The sequence below is a fragment of the Colwellia sp. D2M02 genome (assembly GCF_018860755.1).
GTDB classification, from domain to species: domain Bacteria; phylum Pseudomonadota; class Gammaproteobacteria; order Enterobacterales; family Alteromonadaceae; genus Colwellia; species Colwellia asteriadis.
In genome coordinates this window covers 26074-47343 of sequence record NZ_JAHKPW010000005.1, presented here as the reverse complement: position 1 = coordinate 47343, position 21270 = coordinate 26074, and the positions used below count along the sequence as shown (strand labels likewise).

General features: G+C 39.5%; 18 protein-coding genes. 6 read left to right on the top strand and 12 right to left on the bottom strand.

What is annotated here, in order from left to right; all coding sequences use genetic code 11:
* Positions 1 to 17: 17 nt before the first annotated feature.
* Both KO495_RS00665 and KO495_RS00660 read left to right on the top strand, forming a co-directional pair.
* Entirely contained in the window at positions 18 to 938 is a 921-nt protein-coding gene (locus KO495_RS00665) for an EF-hand domain-containing protein (protein WP_215978467.1), read from the top strand.
* 46 nt (positions 939 to 984) lie between these two features.
* Complete coding sequence (locus KO495_RS00660) at positions 985 to 2472, top strand: DUF2271 domain-containing protein (protein ID WP_215978466.1); 1488 nt, start codon at positions 985 to 987, stop codon at positions 2470 to 2472.
* On the opposite strand, the gene KO495_RS00655 is transcribed toward KO495_RS00660, so the two are convergent.
* Positions 2469 to 3338, bottom strand: coding sequence for an alpha/beta hydrolase (locus tag KO495_RS00655; protein ID WP_215978465.1), 870 nt, complete (start codon positions 3336 to 3338; stop codon positions 2469 to 2471). The two genes, KO495_RS00660 and KO495_RS00655, sit on opposite strands and share 4 nt — an antisense overlap.
* Before the next feature lie 87 nt (positions 3339 to 3425).
* Positions 3426 to 4139 carry a divalent cation transporter gene (locus KO495_RS00650; protein ID WP_215978464.1) on the bottom strand — a complete coding sequence of 238 codons (714 nt, stop codon included), beginning with the start codon at positions 4137 to 4139 and terminating at the stop codon, positions 3426 to 3428.
* 210 nt (positions 4140 to 4349) lie between these two features.
* Here KO495_RS00650 and KO495_RS00645 point away from each other — a divergent pair, with 210 nt between their 5' ends.
* Both KO495_RS00645 and KO495_RS00640 read left to right on the top strand, forming a co-directional pair.
* Complete coding sequence (locus tag KO495_RS00645; protein WP_215978463.1) at positions 4350 to 6695, top strand: TonB-dependent hemoglobin/transferrin/lactoferrin family receptor; 2346 nt, start codon at positions 4350 to 4352, stop codon at positions 6693 to 6695.
* 143 nt (positions 6696 to 6838) lie between these two features.
* Positions 6839 to 7951 (top strand): alpha-hydroxy acid oxidase, encoded by a 1113-nt coding sequence (locus KO495_RS00640; RefSeq protein ID WP_215978462.1) that lies wholly within the window; start codon positions 6839 to 6841, stop codon positions 7949 to 7951.
* 136 nt (positions 7952 to 8087) lie between these two features.
* Here the strand turns inward: KO495_RS00640 and KO495_RS00635 are convergent, their stop codons facing one another.
* The 4 genes from KO495_RS00635 to KO495_RS00620 all read right to left on the bottom strand — a co-directional run bounded on the left by KO495_RS00635 (position 8088) and on the right by KO495_RS00620 (position 12444).
* Complete coding sequence (locus KO495_RS00635; RefSeq protein WP_215978461.1) at positions 8088 to 8492, bottom strand: hypothetical protein; 405 nt, start codon at positions 8490 to 8492, stop codon at positions 8088 to 8090.
* 19 nt (positions 8493 to 8511) lie between these two features.
* Positions 8512 to 9000 carry a hypothetical protein gene (locus KO495_RS00630; protein WP_215978460.1) on the bottom strand — a complete coding sequence of 163 codons (489 nt, stop codon included), beginning with the start codon at positions 8998 to 9000 and terminating at the stop codon, positions 8512 to 8514.
* A gap of 441 nt (positions 9001 to 9441) precedes the next feature.
* Positions 9442 to 10122: a Fe2+-dependent dioxygenase gene (locus KO495_RS00625; protein WP_215978459.1), complete on the bottom strand. Its 681-nt coding sequence runs from the start codon at positions 10120 to 10122 to the stop codon at positions 9442 to 9444.
* A 99-nt stretch (positions 10123 to 10221) separates the two neighbouring features.
* Entirely contained in the window at positions 10222 to 12444 is a 2223-nt protein-coding gene (locus KO495_RS00620; RefSeq protein WP_215978458.1) for a TonB-dependent siderophore receptor, read from the bottom strand.
* Positions 12445 to 12763: 319 nt separating this feature from the next.
* On the opposite strand from KO495_RS00620, the gene KO495_RS00615 reads away from it, so the two are divergent.
* Positions 12764 to 13519, top strand: coding sequence for an endonuclease (locus tag KO495_RS00615; RefSeq protein ID WP_215978457.1), 756 nt, complete (start codon positions 12764 to 12766; stop codon positions 13517 to 13519).
* Positions 13520 to 13643: 124 nt separating this feature from the next.
* Positions 13644 to 13943, top strand: a complete 300-nt coding sequence (locus KO495_RS00610; RefSeq protein ID WP_215978456.1) for a hypothetical protein — start codon at positions 13644 to 13646, stop codon at positions 13941 to 13943.
* 102 nt (positions 13944 to 14045) lie between these two features.
* Here the strand turns inward: KO495_RS00610 and KO495_RS00605 are convergent, their stop codons facing one another.
* The 6 genes from KO495_RS00605 to KO495_RS00575 form a co-directional block, all read right to left on the bottom strand.
* Entirely contained in the window at positions 14046 to 14513 is a 468-nt protein-coding gene (locus KO495_RS00605) for an OsmC family protein (protein ID WP_215978455.1), read from the bottom strand.
* A gap of 92 nt (positions 14514 to 14605) precedes the next feature.
* Positions 14606 to 15085 carry a hypothetical protein gene (locus KO495_RS00600; RefSeq protein ID WP_215978454.1) on the bottom strand — a complete coding sequence of 160 codons (480 nt, stop codon included), beginning with the start codon at positions 15083 to 15085 and terminating at the stop codon, positions 14606 to 14608.
* Positions 15086 to 15232: 147 nt separating this feature from the next.
* Positions 15233 to 15481, bottom strand: a complete 249-nt coding sequence (locus KO495_RS00595) for a hypothetical protein (protein ID WP_215978453.1) — start codon at positions 15479 to 15481, stop codon at positions 15233 to 15235.
* On the bottom strand, positions 15481 to 16338 hold the full coding sequence (locus KO495_RS00590) for a VOC family protein (RefSeq protein ID WP_215978452.1): 858 nt from the start codon (positions 16336 to 16338) through the stop codon (positions 15481 to 15483). Before KO495_RS00590 ends, KO495_RS00595 begins: the two co-directional genes overlap by 1 nt.
* An 88-nt stretch (positions 16339 to 16426) precedes the next feature.
* Positions 16427 to 19726 carry a proton-conducting transporter membrane subunit gene (locus KO495_RS17460; protein ID WP_252738724.1) on the bottom strand — a complete coding sequence of 1100 codons (3300 nt, stop codon included), beginning with the start codon at positions 19724 to 19726 and terminating at the stop codon, positions 16427 to 16429.
* Positions 19727 to 19788: 62 nt separating this feature from the next.
* Entirely contained in the window at positions 19789 to 21270 is a 1482-nt protein-coding gene (locus tag KO495_RS00575) for a proton-conducting transporter membrane subunit (protein ID WP_215978451.1), read from the bottom strand.

Genomic DNA, 21270 nt, shown 5'->3' with positions numbered 1-21270 from the left:
GTATGAGGAATACTTAAATGAAAAAAACAGCCCTAACCTTATTCAGCACTTGTTTCATGCTTAGCGCAACCGCAGCCACTGATATTGAAAATGAAAAATATCGCTGGTTGGCACAGTACGATAGTAATCAAGATTATACTATTGATGTTGAAGAGCTTTATAGCTCGCGTGCGACGTTATTTGAACAAGCCGATAAAAATCAAGATAAGGTTATTGACGCCAACGAGCATCAACAATTTTTTGAGCGTAACCTGCAAGAAAAAATAGATTACGACCGCAAACAAAGCATTAAACAAACTCACGTACGTTTTAATGCCATGGACAAAAATGATAATAATTTAATGTCGTATGACGAATACATGGCCACCGCTAAGCGTAGCTTTGATTTTTATGATACCGACAAAAGCGGTATTATTACCCTCGACGATAAAAAACCCACATTCACTTCAACAAAAAAATCAACGTTAACTGACGCCGAAAAAGCCGAGAAAAAACGCAAGCGCCAAATGCGTAATGCTACGCGCGTAGTACGTATGCCAACCACCCATAGTAAATCGGGGATGTTAGTAAAATACGATTTAAATGATGATCAACAAATTACATGGGCTGAATACCAACAAAAACGTAATCTCGACTTTGCTAGAGCCGATGAAAATGGTGATAAAGACCTTACTAACGATGAGTACGTTGCTGAATTTGAAGATCGCCTAGATACACAAATCGCTAAAATTAAAGCCGCTGAACTGAATAAAAACACCCCCTTATTCGCCAGCTTAGATAAAAACAATAATCAGCAAATTTCAGTTGCCGAATTTCAATTAAACGCGTTAGTTAACTTCACATACTTCGATACCGACAACAACGGTCAAGTAAGTTTTGAAGAAGCTGTTAATGAACAAATGCTACCCGTAAGTTTACTGGCATTAAGTAAGCTATAGCGTGCGTACGCAATTACCTCCTATTCGTTAATATTAGTTACTATTTATGAAAAGCAATCCGCTAAAAAAAGCTTACCTGTTAGTGCTGTTATACGGTTTGAGTGCTGTGGCTTTTGCCGCACCTCAAACAGTACAATTTACAGTACAGGGGGTACTTGGCACTTCAGCTGACATCACCCTTGGCGGTGTTACTCAACAAGAGGCTAAGCAACAAGTCAGCTTAGCCCTTGACGAAATAAAACGCTTAGAGATGCTCTTATCTAACTATCAAAACGATAGTGAGCTAAGTCAATTAAACCGAGGTGACTTCACCGGTAAGTTATCTGCAGAGCTACAACAAATACTAACCCTATGTGAATTATGGCAAGCGCGCAGTAGTAATGCTTTTAGCTGTAAATTAGGGGCGGCGCAATCCTTATGGAAAAATGCACAAAAAAGCCAAATATTGCCCGACAGAAAAGCGCTACGCAGCCTTGCAAGAGCAGCGCGTAAAGCAAAGTTTAGCGTTAACTTACCTATAGAAAACTGGCAAACGATACCGCAACCTACAATCGTCAATTTTGATATTAACGGTTTAGCAAAAGGTTATATTATTGACCACGCCTTTGCTTATTTAAAAGCTAGCCTACCAACATTAACCTCTCTCAGTATTGATATTGGTGGTGATGGGCGCTATTGGCAACAGCAACAAAAACCTTTCACTATTGGTATAAGCCAACCTTTTAAACCCCATGACAACGCAACCATTGCACAAATAAAAGTGATTAACCAAGCCATTGCCGCCAGTGGTTTTGGTAGTAGGCATTACCTCATTAAACAACAAAAATTTCATCATATTCTTAACCCACGTGATGCTTGGCCACTAAACAATGCACCCGGAGCAATTGTTATTGCACCTGATGCAACCACAGCCGATGCAATAGCAACGGCATTAAACGCTAAGCCCATGCAAGCGGGTATTGACTGGGTTAATCAACTCGATAACGTTGAGGCTTTAGTGATTAGTGAGCAAGGCTTTCAACTAGCTTCAAACCGTTGGCATCATTATCAGTTACCTGCAACAACCGCAGCAGACAAACATACACAATTAAATATCCCAAGGTTTAGTTTTGACTTTACCATTCCCACGTTAGATGTCGATGACTATGAAAAACCTTATGTCGCTGTTTGGATCACCAATGCAGAGCGCAAGGTAGTGAAAAACTTATTAATGCTGGGTAAAAGTGAGCAATGGGCGCAAACCAATAAGCGCTGGTGGCGAAAGTCAGGACGTCATCATGAATTATTACTCGATGGCCTTGCTCGACCGAGTCGCAAACCAGGTCATTATCAGTTAAGTTGGGATTGGCGCGACGATTACGGCAATAAAGTCGCGATGGGTGAATATCAGCTACACATAGAAGTAAGTCGAGAAGATGGCGCGGCCACCTTAGCAAATTTCAGCTTCAACAGCACTGAATTACCCTTTAAGCAAACTAAACCCGCGCAAGGTGAAATTGGTCCATTACAGCTGAATATTCACGCAATACGCTAAGGTACACCAGAGCCAGTAATCTGATCAATAAACACGGTGTACGCTTTAATAGCCGCAGCACTTTTCATGCTCATACCGTGTTTAGATTCAGAAATAGTAGCTAACGTTTTCACTTCACTGCCTGAAATATCAAATAGCGCTTGTGAAAAAGCGATAGGTGTTATGGTATCCTCTGTACCAGCCAAAAATAACAACGGATTTTTATACTGCTTGATAAAATCAATATTATTAAGCTGTGCTAATTCGGGTGATACCGTAACTGTTGAAAATATTTTTGACCACGCTGGTACAGTATTTTCAACCAATTCAGGTACTGAACTAATAGCGCCATCAAGCACTAAACCATCAAGCGTACGTTCATTAGCAAGGGCACTACCAACAATAGAGCCCATAGAAATACCGTGTACAACCATTGGAATATTCGTTGGTAAACTACGCTTAGCTAAGTCAAATACCTGTAATGAGTCTTGTAGAATATCTTCTAGATTAAGCTCACCTTTGCGTTCACTCACGCCAACACCGCGATAATCAAACCACATAACATTGGCTGGTATTGACGCAAAGTTATTTAAAATAGCAGCTGATTGGCTTATTTTCATACCACTGCCACCAAACAGCACAATATTAACACGCGCCTTCTCATGCAGTAATTGCACGCCTTTTAAGGTTTCACCAGCATCAGTGACCAGCGATACTCTAGAAACAGTCGTTAGATCGGCATCATTGGTGATTTTAGCGCTAATCGCCGCTAAATCGAGCTGCACTTCAACCTTTTCATCTTGGTAGATAAAGTTATCTTTAGTGATATTAACCGAACAACCAGAGAGTAAAAATAATAATGTAAAAGTAATTAGCAATAGCTTCATTAAATAATATCCATATTAATATAGGAGGTTTTGCTCGCACAAACGAGCATTGAAATAGATAAGACCATAGTACTGACGATAAGTTGCCTAAGCGGTTAACATAAAACCCAGTAAACCCAACACAAAACCAAGTACCGCGCCCATAGGTGGCGCCCAGTGTTTTTCTAATTTCACTTGTGGGGCAAGATCTTGAAAAATTGAATAGAGAATGCCGCCTGCAGCAAACAACATAATAGCGGCAAGCACATTCGGTAAATCAGCTAACCAAAAATAACCTGAAATACCGGCAATAGGGCCAAGTAAAGCCATTATGGTAAACAATATTATGATTTTTCGAGGTTTATAGGCACCACTTGCATTCAATTCACGATAAGCACTAAACCCTTCAGGAATATTTTGCAGAGCGATTAAACCAGCAAGCAAAAAAGCACTGCTACTTCCCGTAGCAAAAGCCGCACCTAAGGCAATAGACTCGGGAATAAAATCCGACAACATTGCTGCAAGCTGACTCGCTGGTGTATTAATTTTATTGAGAAAAATATCGAGTAACATAAAGCTCGCGCCACCAACAATAAACCATAAACAAGCCCATGTAGGTGTAAGGTGCGCAATACCTTCAGGCACTAAAACCAAAGCAACCGCAGATAACAGTGCGCCACCACCAAATGCCATCACGCCATGTCTGAATTCTTGCTCAAGCCAATCTTTGGCAATATTTTCGAAACGCGCAATAACAGCGCCTAACGTCATCCCAAGCCCTGCAAGCAACGTACAGATAATAACGGTAAACAATAAAGGCACGCACTTCTCCTTGAATAAACGTTTTACAGCTAGCTAAAAATAAACTTTAAAAACAATGTAATGCAATCGTTATATGCAATCAAGCATAAGCGACAAAGCGAACAAATTTTTAAAAATCATGCGAAAAAAACACAACCCTTGCAAACTTAAATGATATTCATTATCATTCGCATCAAGTTATTTAATCCCCTACTTTCAAAGGAATATATTGTGCGTTGTACCTACTCTTTTCTTGCGTTATCAATTTTTACTGCTTGCTTACCTGTTCAAGCTCAAGCCCTAAACAATGATCAAAAAACCTTAAATAAAACGGTAGTCGAAGGCGAAAAAAAATTAACCGCGAGTAATGAACGCGTACTTAATATGGGTGAAATAGAACGCCGTAATATTGAAAACATTTACGACTTGGCTGATTCAGTAGCCGGTGTTGAAGTTGCTGATTTAGGGCGATTTGGTGCCAATGGCTTTACCATTCGTGGTATGGACAGCGATCGCGTGGCAATTTTAGTCGATGGCATGTCACAAGGTGAAAGTTTAGATCCTCCTGGCTTTGGTCCTTATGAATTTTTTAGTTCTGGTCGTAATGGCGCTGAAATAGAGCATATGAAATCGGTAACAATTGTTAAAGGTGCTGACTCGGTACGCTCTGGCAGTGGCGCCTTAGGCGGCGCAGTATTATTTGAAACCAAAAGTGCCGCTGATTATATAACAACAGATGAAGACGATACCGTGGTGAGTATAAAAGCTGGCTATGACGGTAGAAATGCTGAGCAGCTATACTCGGCAGCTTTAGCCAATAATAGCGGTGATTTTTCAACCCTATTTATGGTCACTAAGCGCGACGGTGAAGAAACAAAGTCGCATAGCGATGGCGAGAATATTAACGGTTCAGCACGTGAAATACCCGACCCATTAGCAACCGATAGATTATCGTTTTTGTTTAAATCATCATACCAGTTAACCGCCGCACAAAACTTTGGAATAGTATTTGAGCAAAGTGATGCCAGTAGTGATTTAAATAACCTATCGCGTGTTACTCAACAAATGCCAGCGCGTTGGACCGAAGATGAGTCAAACCGTAAACGTATGGGCGCTTTTTATACTTGGCAAGCGAATAATGTTGCTTTTGATGAGCTTTCTTGGGAACTAAACTACCAAGAGTTGTTTACCCAAGGGGTAACTAACATGCTATACGCAGGCTGCTTAAAAGCCGAAGGACGTCGCTGTGTTGAGTATGCTAGCCCTTATTTACGCCAAGAAAACCGTAATTTCACACAAGAAAACTTAAAATTTGATTTTGATTTAAGTAAAGATTTCGCGACTGGCAGTGTTAAACACGATTTAGTTTATGGCTTTTCATACGAAGATAGAAGTTTAGAAAATGTGATGTGGGATCACCGCTGGAATGGCGCAACTCCTGACTCAGGTTATCGCCCGTTAAGTCGCCCTAAAGCCAATGGACAAACTCACTACCCTGAGCGCGACGCTAGCTTTGTACCACAAACCGACGTGGCCATAATCAACCTTTATTTACGTGACTCCATTGCGTTAACCGATGCATTAACCGTTAATGCGGGTTTACGTTACGACAATACCCAATACAAACCGCAAACCAATGAATTTTTCCAAGACGATCAAAACTTAATTAAAGATGTAGATATTTCAGCCCTTAGCTGGCAACTATCAGCAATTTACGCCATTAATAATCACCACAGCGTATTTTTTGATGCCAACCAAGGCTATAAGGCACCAACAGTGCAAGACGTTTATTATGGCTCACGCGGTGCGTCAGAAGATAACTGGACCACACTGCCAAATTATAATTTAGATGTTGAAACTGCCACCAACCTTGAATTAGCGTATCAGTGGCAAAACGAAAGTGCCTTTATCAAAGCCAGCATTTTTAAAACCCAATATGATGACTTTATTGAATACACCACACTAACGCGTGAGTTAGCTCAGCCTAAAATTGAAACATACTACGATAGAACTACTCATTCATACAAAAAACGCTCTACAACAACTGACGAATATCAAATGCCCGTTAACGTCGGTAAAGCCAGTAGCCAAGGCTTTGAGGTAGAAGCGCAATGGGAAATTAATGACAGCAACTCCCTACAAGCGTCTTATTCAAATGTTAATGGCGAATACGAAGATGGCGATCCGATGGAGTCTATTTCTCCAAGTTCTGCGATTATTGCCTGGGTATATTCTGCCGATAAGTGGAACCTACGCACTCAATTACGCCACACAGCCGAGAAAAAGCCAAGCGATGCTTATAAAACCAATAGTAGTGGTGAACAGGAGCCTGTAAGTGACTATTTAAGTGATACCTCAACCGTATTAGATATGCACGCTAACATTTACTTAACTGACGATTTAACATTAAATATTGCCGTGCGTAATATTACCGATGAAAACTATTACAGCTGGCAAAAAGTGCGCCGCGTTAATAACGGTAGTGGTGGCTTTAGAGGAGGCGTGAGTGACAATGGCATTAATCGCTATAGCGAGCCAGGTCGTAGTATTTCTGCCAATATTAGCTATCAGTTTTAAGCCGTAAACCGACCTACGAAGAACTAGGTATATACCTAGTTCTTATAAAACTGTATTATTAATCAATTAAATACGAGTATATTTACATTAGCTAAGCGTACTCGTATTACAACTTATTGATTAACTTAAAATACGGATTTTTTATGTCTTCATTACAACAACATGATATTCCTGCAGATATCGCCTGTTGCCACGATTATGAGCGCTATGCTGAACAAATATTACCTCAACCTCATTGGCATTACATTGCTGGCGGAAGCGGTAATGAAAGCACCTTAAAAGCAAACAATATCGTCTTTGATAAATTTGGTCTCCAGCAAACTTTATTGCCTGATATTAATCAAATAAATACTCGGGTTATGCTCAATTCAGAGCGCCATGAAAATCCAATATTAGTTGCCCCTATTGCTTATCAACAACTTGCCCATCAAGATGGCGAACTTGCCACAGTACAAGCCGCTAATGCGCAAGACATTTCCATGGTATTGAGTACATTATCAAGTACCTCTTTAGAGCAGGTTGCCCAATATCAAACCAGCCAACCGTTATGGTTTCAGCTTTATATTCAGCCCGATAAAGAGCATACCTATGATTTAATCAAACGAGCTGAACAAGCAGGCTACACCTCATTGGTAATTACTTTAGATGCGCCAATTAATGGTTTACGTAATCGAGAACAGCGCCATCAATTTTCCTTACCCGAGCATATTCAAGCACAAAACTTACAGCCTTACAGTCAATCAGTGTCAAACCAAGCAGCTACGGGCTTATCTTCACAACAAGTGATGTTGTCAAGGTTATTGGCCCAATCACCACGCTGGAAAGACATTAGCGATATTATCGCCAACACGCGATTATCGGTGTACTTAAAAGGTATTTTAACGGTTAGCGATGCCAAAAAAGCAAAAGAGCTTGGTGCGGCCGGTATTATAGTATCAAACCACGGTGGTCGAATTTTAGATGGCGTACCCACTAGCATAGAAATGTTGCCCTTAATAAGACAAGCGGTAGGTCACGACATAGAAATACTATGCGACAGCGGCATTCGTTCTGGCAGTGATATATTTAAAGCACTAGCGTTAGGTGCCAACAGCGCTTTAGTAGGTCGCCCAGTGATTTATGGATTAGCTACCGCAGGAGCCATGGGTGTAGCACATTGTTTGCGCTTGCTTAAAGATGAATTACAACTCACCATGGCATTAACCGGTTGCGCCAGCATTAGTGATATAACTATTGATAAAATACGGCTGCCGTAGCTTTATATTGCAAAGCGCTTGTTGAGTGACAGCTTCAAGCGTATAACAGCCGAGGGTAAAATAACAGCCCCAAATAGGCAAATGATGGGGGCTAAACTTGAGCAAAGCAAAGCTGATAAAAAATTACGAGTCTGACTTAAAAGTCCCATCGTTTAACAGAATATTTAGTAGATTCAATATTATTTAAGTCTACCTCTACAGTTTGCCCACCATATCCGTTTGTATTATTTCTTGCTCTAACAATAACCTTATTAATTTCTACTGGAATTTTTATTTCACATTGGCGCCTAGTAAAAGGCTGCTCGTTAACATGTGGGTGAGTTATTTCACGATACCCTAATTGGACACCTTTTAAGTCAGTAACTTGCCAACCATCTGCATAATGCTCCCAGCCTTGATCGTTATGTTTTACAGAGGTTTTGAAACACCAACTTCCATCATCAATTTGCATTGCTGCAACATAAACCACGTGAGCTAAATCTTTAGACTTATCTGCCATAACTTGGGTGGAAAGTAACACTAAAATAATTAATATTTTCATAACGTCCTTGTTGAGTTTGTTATGTTCGTTTCGGTAAATTACGTTTTGCGGCTTTTATTAACTTTGGTAAATACTCTTCAGCAAGATCTCGGATTATTACTGCGTGCCTGAATAAATGCTCAGACTGAGAATTATCAAATGCTTCTTGCGCTGCCTCATGTAACCTAAACATTTCAGTTTGAATAGCTTGATGTACTGAGACTAGAAGGTCATAAAACTCGTCATGCATAATCAACCTGCCTGTCACTGTCAACTTTTGTATTTCTCTCATTGACGCGTCTACATTCGATTCTGGGCGACTACTGTACTCACAGCAATGCTCAGAGCGAACTTGCTCAGCCCAATAAGAAATATCTTCTAACGCTGTAATCACTCTACTGTAGAGTTCTCTTTTTTCATCCCAAACTTTTTCTTTCTTAAAGCGAGACAAAGTGAAATAAGCACCAAATGCTGCACCAAAGAAGCCAACTATAAGAGGGGCTAAAATTTTTAAGTCCTCAAGATTCATCTAATCCTCACTCCAAAAAATATAACAACCGCATAAGAGACAAATAATAGTTGGTAAAAAAACGACGACAAAGCAAAGCCAACTATTATTAACCCTACTAAAATGACTTGTTATATAAACTTGCCCGTCTCATAATTTTATTAATATCACACACTTTCATAGCTTTAGGAATCACAAGGCTTAAATTATTACGCTAATTTGGGGATTACTGGGGTTTTTCAGCAATATAACTCAATAAACTCATTAATAATGATTTATTGTAATGAACTCAAGGGTGAGTGAGGCAGGCTTTGTGACAACAGCGAAGACTAATTAAGTGGCTTTAATATAATACTTTGGAGTATGCTCGCCGTGTTACTTAACCATGAAATAGAGCAATGAAATAGGAACGTTAAATAGGCCGATATCTTTACCCGCCTTATATTTTATGACGCTCCCATTTTAGGTTTCGCTCCATTGACGTAATAAATTATGGTAAATACCACTGAGTTTTATTACTTCTTCACTACTTTGCTTAGCCGCGGTTAAGCGTTGAATGCTTTGGTCTAAGTCAAAAAGTATTCGGCGCTGATCATCACGACGAATTAAACTTTGAATCCAAAAAAATGAAGCTAATCGTCTGCCTTTGGTTACCGGTGTAACGCGATGGGTGCTGGTTGAGGGGTATAATACCGCATCACCGGCTTTTAATTTTACCGATTGCTGCCCGTAAGTGTCTTCAATAATTAACTCGCCCCCCTGATAACTCTCAGGCTCAGAAAAAAACACGGTAATTGAAATATCAGTGCGTATTTTAATGGCGCTATTTGGCACAAAACGAATCGCGTTATCAATATGGTTGCCAAACTCCCCTGCACTTTGATAACAATTAAACATGGGTGGCAAAACCTTATTCACTAATGCTGCGCTATTAAATAAAGGGTGGTCATGCAAACGCGCGAGAATAAAATCTCCTAATTGGCGAGCGGTTTCACTGTCAGGTGGTAACTGTAAATTATTTTTACAATCGAGCGCTAAATGCCCAGCGGTAGTTTTACCGTCAACCCATTCTGCCTGCGTTAGCATTGTTTGCGCTTCAAGCACTTGCGCCTGGCTTAGTACTTGCTCTAATTTAACTAACACATATTACTCCTTATAAACTTATCCTAAAAAAGGAGCTAAACCTGCTGGTTTTAGCTCCTGTATTTATTCAGTTATTAATTTTATTGTCAGCTTAACCGCTTAGAAAGCATAAGTTGCTGAGAGTTTCATCACACGCGGTGCACCTGGGCGAAAGTGACCACGGGCACTGTAATCAGTAACGTACTCTTCGTCAGTGAGGTTATCAACATTAAATTGTACCTGCAGGGCTTTAGTAACTTGGTAAGCGGCCATTGCTTGTAAAATAGTACTACTGCCTGTTTCATAATAAGCTGTATTACGACGCCAGTAGGTGTTGCCCGACGAGTATTGTGCACCTAATGCTAGGGTTAATGCTTGTTGCTGATACTGCAACCAAATATTCGCACTGTTTTCTGGTGCTGCTGATAAGCCATTACCCACAGATTCTGGCGTGAAATCTTTAGTTACTTCGGTGTCTTGATGAGTATAGCCAGCTAAAATGCTGAAATTCTCATTAAGCATACCGTTTACACTCAGCTCGAAACCTGTGGCTTCTTGTTCGCCCGATAAGAAAGTTTCACCCTTATCGTTTCGATCGGTCACCGTTTTAGTGGTAGAGAAATACGCCGTGGCTAGCTGTAAATTGCCGTCAAACAAGTCAATTTTAGCGCCTAACTCAAAGTTAATAGACTCTTGCGGGTCAAGCTCACTTTCAGCTTCACGACGCGGAAAAGCCATATCGCCAGCAGCAGGGTCTTGTGAGTTAGCAAAAGAGACATAAATGCTAGACTGCTCTGTTGGTTTGTAGTTTAAGGCGCTATTCCAGCTAACAAAGCTAGAGTCTGCTTCTAAACCTGATTTTACTACATATACTCTTTCACCATTAACTTCTTGGCGCACATAGTTAGAGCCTTTTGCAGTATAATCTTCAAAGCGCGCACCTAGGGTTAATAACCACTGCTCATTTAACGTGATTGTATCTAAGGCATAAAGTGCCGCGCCTGTGCCTTCAACTTCACTAGGCGCAAGGTCACGATGTACCGAACCTGTATATGATTGATAAGGGTTAGGTTGATCAATCGGTAAGTATTTATTCTCTAACTCAATATCGTCTGATAAACGATAATTAGTTTTTTCCTCTTGATAAAGCTCTAAACCTACTACTAAATTATGATCAATATCGCCCGTTGAAAAGTTACTTAGCAAATCTAACTGGTTAACAAATAAGGTATCTTCAGTATCAATATTCAAGGTGTAACCGGCATCATATTCATTTGAATAAGTCCCTTTTCTGGTCTCTCTATCGTAAGCAACACGACGTAACATCGGACGACCGGTTACAGACTTTTTATCGCTACTGGCAATACGTGTTTGGTTAATTAAACTTAAGCTATCTGAAAACTGATGCTCAATCACTAACGTGGCAATATTAATATTAACATCTTCGAAATCACGTTCTTTATTGCCGTAAAAGTTACCCCAAAGTGAAGTATCTAATGGGCTGGCAATACCTAACTCCCTACCCGTTTCCGGTGAAACGTAAGGTAAGCCCAATGTTGGCGTATTATCTTGCTTCATCAATAATGCATCAATGGTCATGGTGGTTTTGTCGCTAAACTCATGATAAATAGATGGCGCAATTGCTAAGGTTTGGTATGTTTCAATACCATTATCAAGTGGGTCGCCGCCATCGGTGACTAAGCCATTTATACGTAAAGCGGTACTATCACCGAGCTTAGTATTAATATCAGCAGTTAAGCGCTTAGTGTCGGCATCATCTAATAAAGCATTAACATTAGCAAAGTCATCTAACGTCGCTTTTTTGGTGACCATATTTACTGTACCGCCAGCAGAACCTTTACCAGTAATGCTTGAGCTAGCACCTTTCGACACTTCAACTTGTTCAGTATTAAATAAATCGCGTGAATAACCGGTAATATCTCGAATACCATCTATATAAATATTGCCGTTAGCACTAAAACCACGAATGGTTATTTTATCACTGGTGGTTACATTACCACCGCCACCCTCACCTGCACCAAATGTAGAAACACCCGTAACATTGCGTAAAGCATCATTTAAACTAGTAACACCTTGGTTTGAAAGTACTTTAGCATCAATAACACTGATAGTTTTTGCAGTATCTAGAAGCGATGTGGTTATTTTATGATTCGACACTTTTTCTTTTTTAAACTCAGATGACGACTCGCTGCTTACTGTAGTTTTTGCTAAAGATTTAGTCGATGTTTCAGCTTCTGCATAAGCATTAAGTGCTAATGTAGTTGCAGCAAGCGCCACAGCTTTTGACAAAATAGAACGGGTAAAACGGTTAGAAATAGACACACATCACTCCTGATTTTTAATAAGAAAGTCACCTGACTTTAACAATGCCGACATAGTAATGATAATGGTTATCATTTGCAATATTATTAGTAAATAAATTGAACTTATTAAAGTAACGCAGAATGATTCAGTGGTGAGCATTAGTATTTAACCTGAATCCGAGTTAACTAATTTGCTTGCTGCAATCGCTAGCATCACAGGCAACAATGTAATATATTTCACGCCTAACAATAATAAAGACAATGTCTACGATATAACGCTTGTACGCGTAATATCCTTTAATGTTGTCGCACGATAAAAATAATAACGATAAACATTCATGAAATTTATTCTGACACTATTATCTGCACTGTCACCTGTACTATTACTGCTTTTTACGGTTACCAGTTTTGCTTCCAACCAGTCGATTCAATCCTTTAATCAAGCAAAAAAAATACTTGAGCGTGAAGTCTATCCCGACAACCGTAAAACGCTTTATTGTGACGCTAGTTTCAGCGCTGACAAAAAGGTAGCCTTGCCATCAGGCTTTAGCGCCACTAAACATAAAAAACGTGCCGCAAGAATAGAGTGGGAACATATAGTACCCGCAGAAAATTTTGGTCGAGCCTTCAAAGAGTGGCGCGTAGGCGACAATCAATGTGTTACCAGCAAAGGTAAAACCTATAAAGGCCGACGTTGCGCTGAAAAAATAAATGAACAGTATCGTTATTTACAGGCTGACATGTTTAATTTATATCCCGCTATAGGCGCGGTAAACGCATTACGCAGTAATTATAATTTCACTATGCTACCTACGACTCCAAGTAGTTTTGGTAGCTGCCAAATGAAAATAGAACAACGCAAAGCAGAGCCTCCCGTTATTGCCCGTGGTGCAATATCTCGCACTTATTTGTACATGGACGCTACCTATGAAGCGTTTAATATGAGTAAGCAGCAACGCCAACTCATGATAGCGTGGGATAAAATGTACCCCGTAGAACAATGGGAATGTACTCGCACTAAAAAAATAGCGCAATTACAAAAAAACAATAATGATGTGGTAAAAAGTCGTTGTCTCGCGAAAGGAATTTGGTAATTCGACATAAATAAAAGCGCTATATCGCCATCTTCTTTGTAATAAAACCCTGAAAGCTAAGACTATAAGGCTAATCACACTCAATTTTGTCAGAGCGATGAATTTTTAGACTGAGAGGTACTTAATGAGAAAAGAATTTACATTTACGGTGAAAGGCCACAAAGTCAAAATCACCAACTCATGGTTTCATGGCGCAAAGCTATATATTAATGGCGACTTTAAAGATTTTGATAAAAGTTTCACTGCCAACGGCAAAGTTGCCTTACTGTCTGCAAGCTTAGGCGAATACGGTATTTTAGAAATTTACCCTTCATCACTTTTCACTGTTGAAATGGACGCATACTTAACAAAAGGTGACGAACATAGGCGAGTATTTAGTTCACATAAACGCCTAAATTTAAAAGAGCAAAGGTTGGCAAAATAAAGATCTGTACTGCAAATAACTCATACTGGGTAGGTGCATTGTGGTACTTTTATTATTAGCACAGTAAAAGTGCCACAATAACATGATCAATTGACAACTCAGTTACATAATCACTTCTGTCACAACTTTGGTATTAACGGAGTTAGCAATAAAACATTGTTCATGCGCTTGATGATGCATACTTTCAAGCTCAACTCGTGTTGGCTTTAATGCTCCTGAAAAAGTAATTTTGGGGCGTAATGTTACGGTTGTCATAGCCACTTTTCCTGCTTCGTTTTTTGACATCACTCCAATAGCATCGTCAATATACTCATCGACGATAAACTTCTGCTTGGCAGCGATCGTTAAAAAAAACAACATATGGCAGCTAGATAATGAGACAATAAAAGCCTCTTCAGGGTCAACATTATCAGCGACAGAATAAGGGGCTGGAACAACGAGTGGCGAAGGTGATGCGGCAACGTTAATACCACCATCAAAGTTCCATTGATGTGCTCTACTGTATTTATTATCGATGAAATTTTCATTACTGGCACGTTGCCAAAGAACTTGCGCGGTATGCTGAGACATAAGCCTATCCGTGTAATTGCTACTAAGAGGCTTTTATTATAAAGGCTTTAGATGGCAATGCACTTTCAATTTTTTACATGGTCAGGTTATGATTATTTAATACTACTTTTAAAGGTCATAAATTGCCCAAATGGTTGATCTTGTTCAAGGCCTTTATGCGCTACAAATCGATAGGTTTCAGTAATTGTATCAACGGTTGGCGCCAGCTCAACACATTCATTTTTTTCTAACGCCCTAATCGCTAAGTTGCTTGAGGTTACCTTATTAAACACCACAGTTAGCTCAATTAAATCTCCCAACGTTTTTTGCGTGATTTTTAAGCCGTCAAATAGATCAATAGTAGAAAGTAACTTTTCAGCGTTACCATTATCTTGCTGATTACAACTTAAGCGAAGATAGCTTTTCTGCCGACCTTTATTCCAGCCAACTAATTTTTTTGACGTAGGTAATGAGCCTTGCTCTAACTGTGTTTTACCCTGTAATAATTCAAAGTTAATCATGAACTTTTCATTAGCACTAGCAGTATGACTTAACAGAAGTGAGATACCAAAAACGCATAAACGAGTTAACATTGACTAGCCTCTTTTTAATAAGCACTATTCATTTTATAACTGATTTACGTTCAATATACAAATAAGGAATATAATATAATAAAGTAATCATTCGGCATTACGAGAGCAATAAGACAGGACTCACTGTTAATAGGCGAGCCCTTTAAATTAACGTCGGCCTACTCGTGCAGGCCTTGTGCTAGGTCTATTTGGTCGTGGTCTTGCTTGTCTTGGTGGTTTAACTACCACCACATTAGAATGGCGTGGATAGCCCGAACCATAATACATTGGATAGCCGCCGCCAATTCCCATGCCGTAACTTATTGAGCCGCTAACATGAGTATTTTCACAACCCGATAAGGTCAGGCTTATGAGTAAAGTAGCTAAAGAGATAACCGTAATTTTAATCAATTTCATTATTCACTCTCCTGCTCAGTAAGGCCTAAAAGTGCTCCTTGAGGATCAACAATAATTGCAACTTGCGCTCCTTGAGGCTGGTAAATTATTTCTGCACCATTTTTATCTGCGGCAACGAGTGTTTTAGCTAAATTATCCACAACTACAAAATTCACCCAGCGATCGCGTTGTTCGAACGACGCAGGAATACTCACAATACTGGCTCTCAATATTTCTTGTTTTAATAAATAAAAGCTACCTTTGTAATTCTCAACCTGCTCGATGCTGTAGCTAAATGCATCTCGATAAAAGTCAGCGGCCTTTTGAGTGTTAACGCTAAATAACTGTGCCCAGTCCCACTTAGCACTAATGTTTTGGTGTGATTGCTTTTTCTCATCAAGGTCAAGTAATGCCACAATAGCCCCTTGAGGATCAGCAATAACCGCACGCTCTCCATATAACGCAAAGTTATGCGGCGCTAACATAATGGTTGCTTGCTTGTTACTGGCATTATTGACGGCCAACTGAACGTTATTTGTAGCAAAACTACCAATCCAAAGTGCGCTCTCGGTTTTATTACGTTGTGTGGGCCGTTTTAATACGCCTGCAATGGCTTGATCACCATCATACAATAAGTGATACCGGGTATTGTCTTGCCCGAAGGTTTTTGTCGTCCAGCCAAACGTGGCCGTATAAAAATCTAATGAAGCTTGCACATTACCTGTATATAAATCACCCCAAATTATTTGCCCTTGTATTATTTTCCCTTGTATAGCGTCGGCAGCAATAGGCTGCTCAGGTTCAGCAGCAGATATAGGCTTGTTGAATATCAGCAAAATGAAAAGCATTGCTGCGCAATACTTGCTTGTTATTTTCATGGTGTAAGATCCTTAGTAGGGCATGGCTTTACTACAATTACTCAACCTAACACACTTGACACAAAATAATGATTAATGCTGACAGTAATTAGCTCACAAAAGAAAATAACAGCAGCATACAAACAACCATTAATACTAATGACACATAAGTAGATTGCATATTTAACGGCATGACCTCTTTAGCTGACAATTTATCGTCAACATAAGCTTTGGCTCGAATGAATATATTAAGAGTAGAAAGTTTCACGGCGATATTATTAAATAAATGGCTAACAAGAAGTTCCCGTTTAAATGTATTTACATTCGATATCATATCCTTAGCTGAACCAGCGCGTTTGTCAAACCCAAGGGCAGTTACCCCTTTATATATTAATAATGAAAACACTATTGGTATAATAGAGAGCAGCGCACTGCTTATCGTCACTTTTGATATTAACGTTGATATTGTATGTTGCTCGCTCAGCAAATAAAGCGGTGCCAACAGCACCAATATACAATTCACAAAACAAATAGCTAAGAGTGGATAATAAATATTATTAGGATGTTCATTATGCTCATGTATATCTTGCTGTTGGGCTTTAGCATAAAGTTTATCAACAAAACGACACATTAGTAGCCCCGTAAACACGGCGCTTATCACAATGGCGTATTTCAAAGAGGGTAAATCATACAATAAAGCCTTCACCTCTGATTTAGCAAAAAAACCGCTTGTAAAGGCAATTCCTACTAACGAAAGTGCTGGAAATATTACAGCCACGCAAGTAAGAGTTCGTATTATAAGAGCAACTTCAGTTCTCGTATTTAAGAGAGGTGCAATACCAACAGATAAAAACAACGCAGATTTAGCCAACCCGTGATGAATAGCATAAAACACCACCGCAATGACCATAGCCTCTTTTAAAGTAGGAAAAACAAGCATTACTCCAAAACAAGCCGACAATATCCCCATTTGACTTACTGTTGAATACGCTAATACCGCTTTAGGGTTTTGCTGCAACATACCTTTTATTGCAGCATAAAACGCACCACTAATACCTAGACCAAGGGTTAATAAACCTAAATGATAAAAAATCACTTCATTATTCACGGTAAGATTATATTCAAATGGAAAAAACCTTAACCAGCCAATCATACCCGCCTTAACCATAAAACCACTCAGCAAAGCACTGGCTGGTACCGCTGCAACAGGATGCGCTAAAGGTAGCCATGAATGAAAACCTAATAACCCAATTTTAATACCAAAGCCAACAACAAGCATTATCCCCGTAAACTGCAGTAAAGGGGTTACAACAACTTGTTGAGATAGCGCCATATAATTTAAAACACAAAATGCACTAAAAATAGCAATTTCACCAACAATAACCCATTTTATATATACGTTAGCAGCGGTTATGGCAGCATCGCTTTTATCTCGAATAATCAAAACATAAGACGATAAACTCATAAGTGTAAAGAAGGTGATAAACCCAAACATATCAGCACTAAGCACCACACCAAAACTACTGCCCATGGCAATACAAAACAATCTGACAAAGCCTGACTTGTTACGACCTATATGCGGATAAAACAACGCGTAACTTGAACTCAACAACCACAGTATGCCTGCGAGTAATAAAAATGCCTGACTGAAGTCATCAAGGAGCAACTCGCTACCAAAAAACATAAAAGGAGTTATTTGAACAAGATCACTTGGCTGTAAACCAAGATAAACCGCAGGCAGTGCACAAAGGGGCATCAAATAATTTAGTCGAGTTACCCTTGGGAGTAACGCGAGAAGTGCCGCCAAAATAAAAGGCAGTACAACACACCATAGCAAGAGGTTTGATGTTGGCACTGTTAAAAGTATTGGTTGTAACATACTACTGATTTGACTAAAGCCTATCGATTCAGATGAGGCAATAAGTGTCGCCCAACTCAAAGCACTATATTGGCTCTGAGCAAATAGTCCCGCTAATGTAGCGAAAGTAATAGTTACCACAGGTGGCAACAGCATCATCCAGTGTGCTTCAAGCGACCACGAATTATTAGGTGAAACAGGTAACTCAGCATGAGCGTTATCATTTAATCTAGGCTCAACAAACCAAGCTCGATAAACTAGTGGCAAAAAATAAATAGCATTCAAAACACTGCTACCCGCCAACACTGCAATAACCCAAGCATGACCTGCCTCAATAGCACCAACGCCAAGATACCATTTAGAAACAAAGCCCGCGATTGGTGGTATCCCTATCATACCTAAAACAGCGATAGTAAAAACAGTCATAGTAATCGGCATTTTTTTAGCAATACCGTTTAATTCACTTACTTTGTAAATATGATGAGTTTCTGCAAGCAAGCCAGCACAAAAAAACATTGTTATCTTCATCAATCCTTGGTGCACCAAGTGCATAATAGCGCCAACCGCTGCAATAGGACCTGCTAACGCAATACCAAGAGTAATATAGGAAACCTGACTTACGGTTGAATATGCTAAGCGCTTTTTAATATCATCTTGATAAACAGCCCTTACTGAACCATAAATAATGGTGATACAAGCCATAATTAGCAGTACTTGTAAAACGCCAAGTGAATTAGCTAAGTCAACACCATAAACATCGTACACCACTCGAATAATGCCAAAAGCCCCAGCTTTAACAACAGCAACAGCATGTAATAAAGAACTAACCGGAGCAGGAGCGGCCATAGCGCGAGGTAGCCAACCATGTAGAGGGAACAAGGCAGCTTTTACACCTAACCCTATTATTAACATGATAAAAATAATGGTGATAACCATTGGATCTATATTGGGAGTATTTTGCAAAATGTCCGGCGTTGAAAAATCTAATGCGCCCGCAATAGATTTTAACCAAACCACACCAACCATTAAAATTGCGCCACCAATCATAGTGTAACGTAAGTAGATTCTTCCTGAACTTAAAGAAGCGTCATTGCCTTTGTGTACAATTAGCGGGTATGTCGCTAAAGTAAGTAACTCATAAAAAATTAAAAATGTAATTAAATTTCCCGCTAAGGCGACACCCAGCGTTGAAAATACGCACAGACTAAAAAAACCAAAAAAACGACTACGATTTTTACCATGCTTAAAATAACCTACCGCATAAATTGTGGTAAAAAACCACAATACGCCTGAAAGCGTAACAAACGCCAATGACAAGGCATCCGCTTTTAAAACCAAGTTAATATCGGGTAGTAAGGGTAAGCGTGTTTCAAATACTTCCCCTTGAGAAACCCCTAGCAACATCATTGCAATTAGTACGATATTAACGGCAGCACTGGTTAAGTTAACAGAGGTTCTTAACCTTTCACTTTTCTCGTTAATAACCAGCATAAAAATGCCAGTACCAAACGCAACAATTAATATAATAAGCGGCAACCACTGGTTTAACATAATGACCGACCTCTTACTACCTGAAAGCTATTAGTGGTTTTATGGTGATTTTTTTGTATCATTTAATAGCTACTCGTTATTAGGTTAGTTAACCACATCGCGTTCAACCCAATAACAATAGTGATAATAGATAGCCCCACGGCACCTAACAGTTTACTTTCACTAACCATTGAAACAGTATGGAATTTTTCTTCAGATCCGTCTTTATTTTCAGGTGTCGTGAAAGCTAAGTTCAGTACCCTAAATAAATACGCACTCGCTAATAAACCACCAATAAATAATGTTAAAACCCACCACCATTGATCCGCCTCCACGGCATTATTTAGTAACAGCCATTTAGCAATAAAACCACCACTAGGTGGCAAACCAATTAAGCTTGCGCTGGTTACTGCAAAAATAAAAATACTCAAAGGTAACTTAGTTGCAATACCTTGCAGCTGTGATAGTTGATCGTGACCCATGGTTTTTTGAATAACGCCAGCAGCTAAAAACATCGCCGCTTTGGCACAACCATGAGCAACAATAAAGTAAATAACGGCTGTTCTGGCTAACTCAGGCGTTGCAATCATTAGCGGGAAAGCGAGAAATAAATAGCCAATTTGTGCCACTGTTGAATAAGCAATTAATTGTTTTAACCGTGGCGAGGTAAAAGCACGATACGAGCCATATATCACAGCCATGGCACCGAAAATCCCCATCACTGTTACTGCCGCCGTTGTAACAACAGCAGTTAAAATTTCAAACCAAAATGTAAATAATATAAAAAATGCCGCTTTCACGACTAAAGCCGACAACATCGCACTCACTGGCGCAGAAGCATTAGAGTGCGCAGAGGGAAGCCAGAAATGTAAGGGAAATAACGCACACTTCATCATCATCCCTAAGGTAATCAATACCAAAGCTAATTGCATACTAAGATTATTTTCAACCATATTGGCAATCAACTGGTTATCAAGCACCCCATAAGTGCGATAAATAATAGCGACACCTAGTAGGTACATTAATGAGCCAAACAGCCCAACTAGTAAATATTGAAATGATGCTTGTAATGCTTGCTGCGTGCCTTGAATGGCAATTAAACTAACCGCAGTTAAGCCCAGTAGCTCGAGCATAATATAGGTATTAAAAATATCAGATGAAATAAAAATACCGTTTAACGCCGTAATTAGAAACCACCATAATGGCCAAAAGCGTACTTCTTTATCATCACTGTTAAAGTATTTGGTACTGTAAAAAGTGATTGCTAAACCGATAGTAGAAGTCATTAATAGCATAATGGCACTAAATTCATTAACCGATAGCCGAATACCTAATGGTGGCTGCCAATTGCCAACAACAAGCTCAATAGCAGCGGTTTGTTGTAAAACATAACCTGCCTGCAATAAACAGGTTATGACAAGAAATATGCCACTAACGACACTAACAATACGGCTTAAAGTAATGTTACCTACCACAAAGCAAATAACCGCAATAACCACAGGTAAAACAATGAGAACCGGAATTGAATACGTACTAACGAAAGTTGTTATAAGGCTATCTAACAA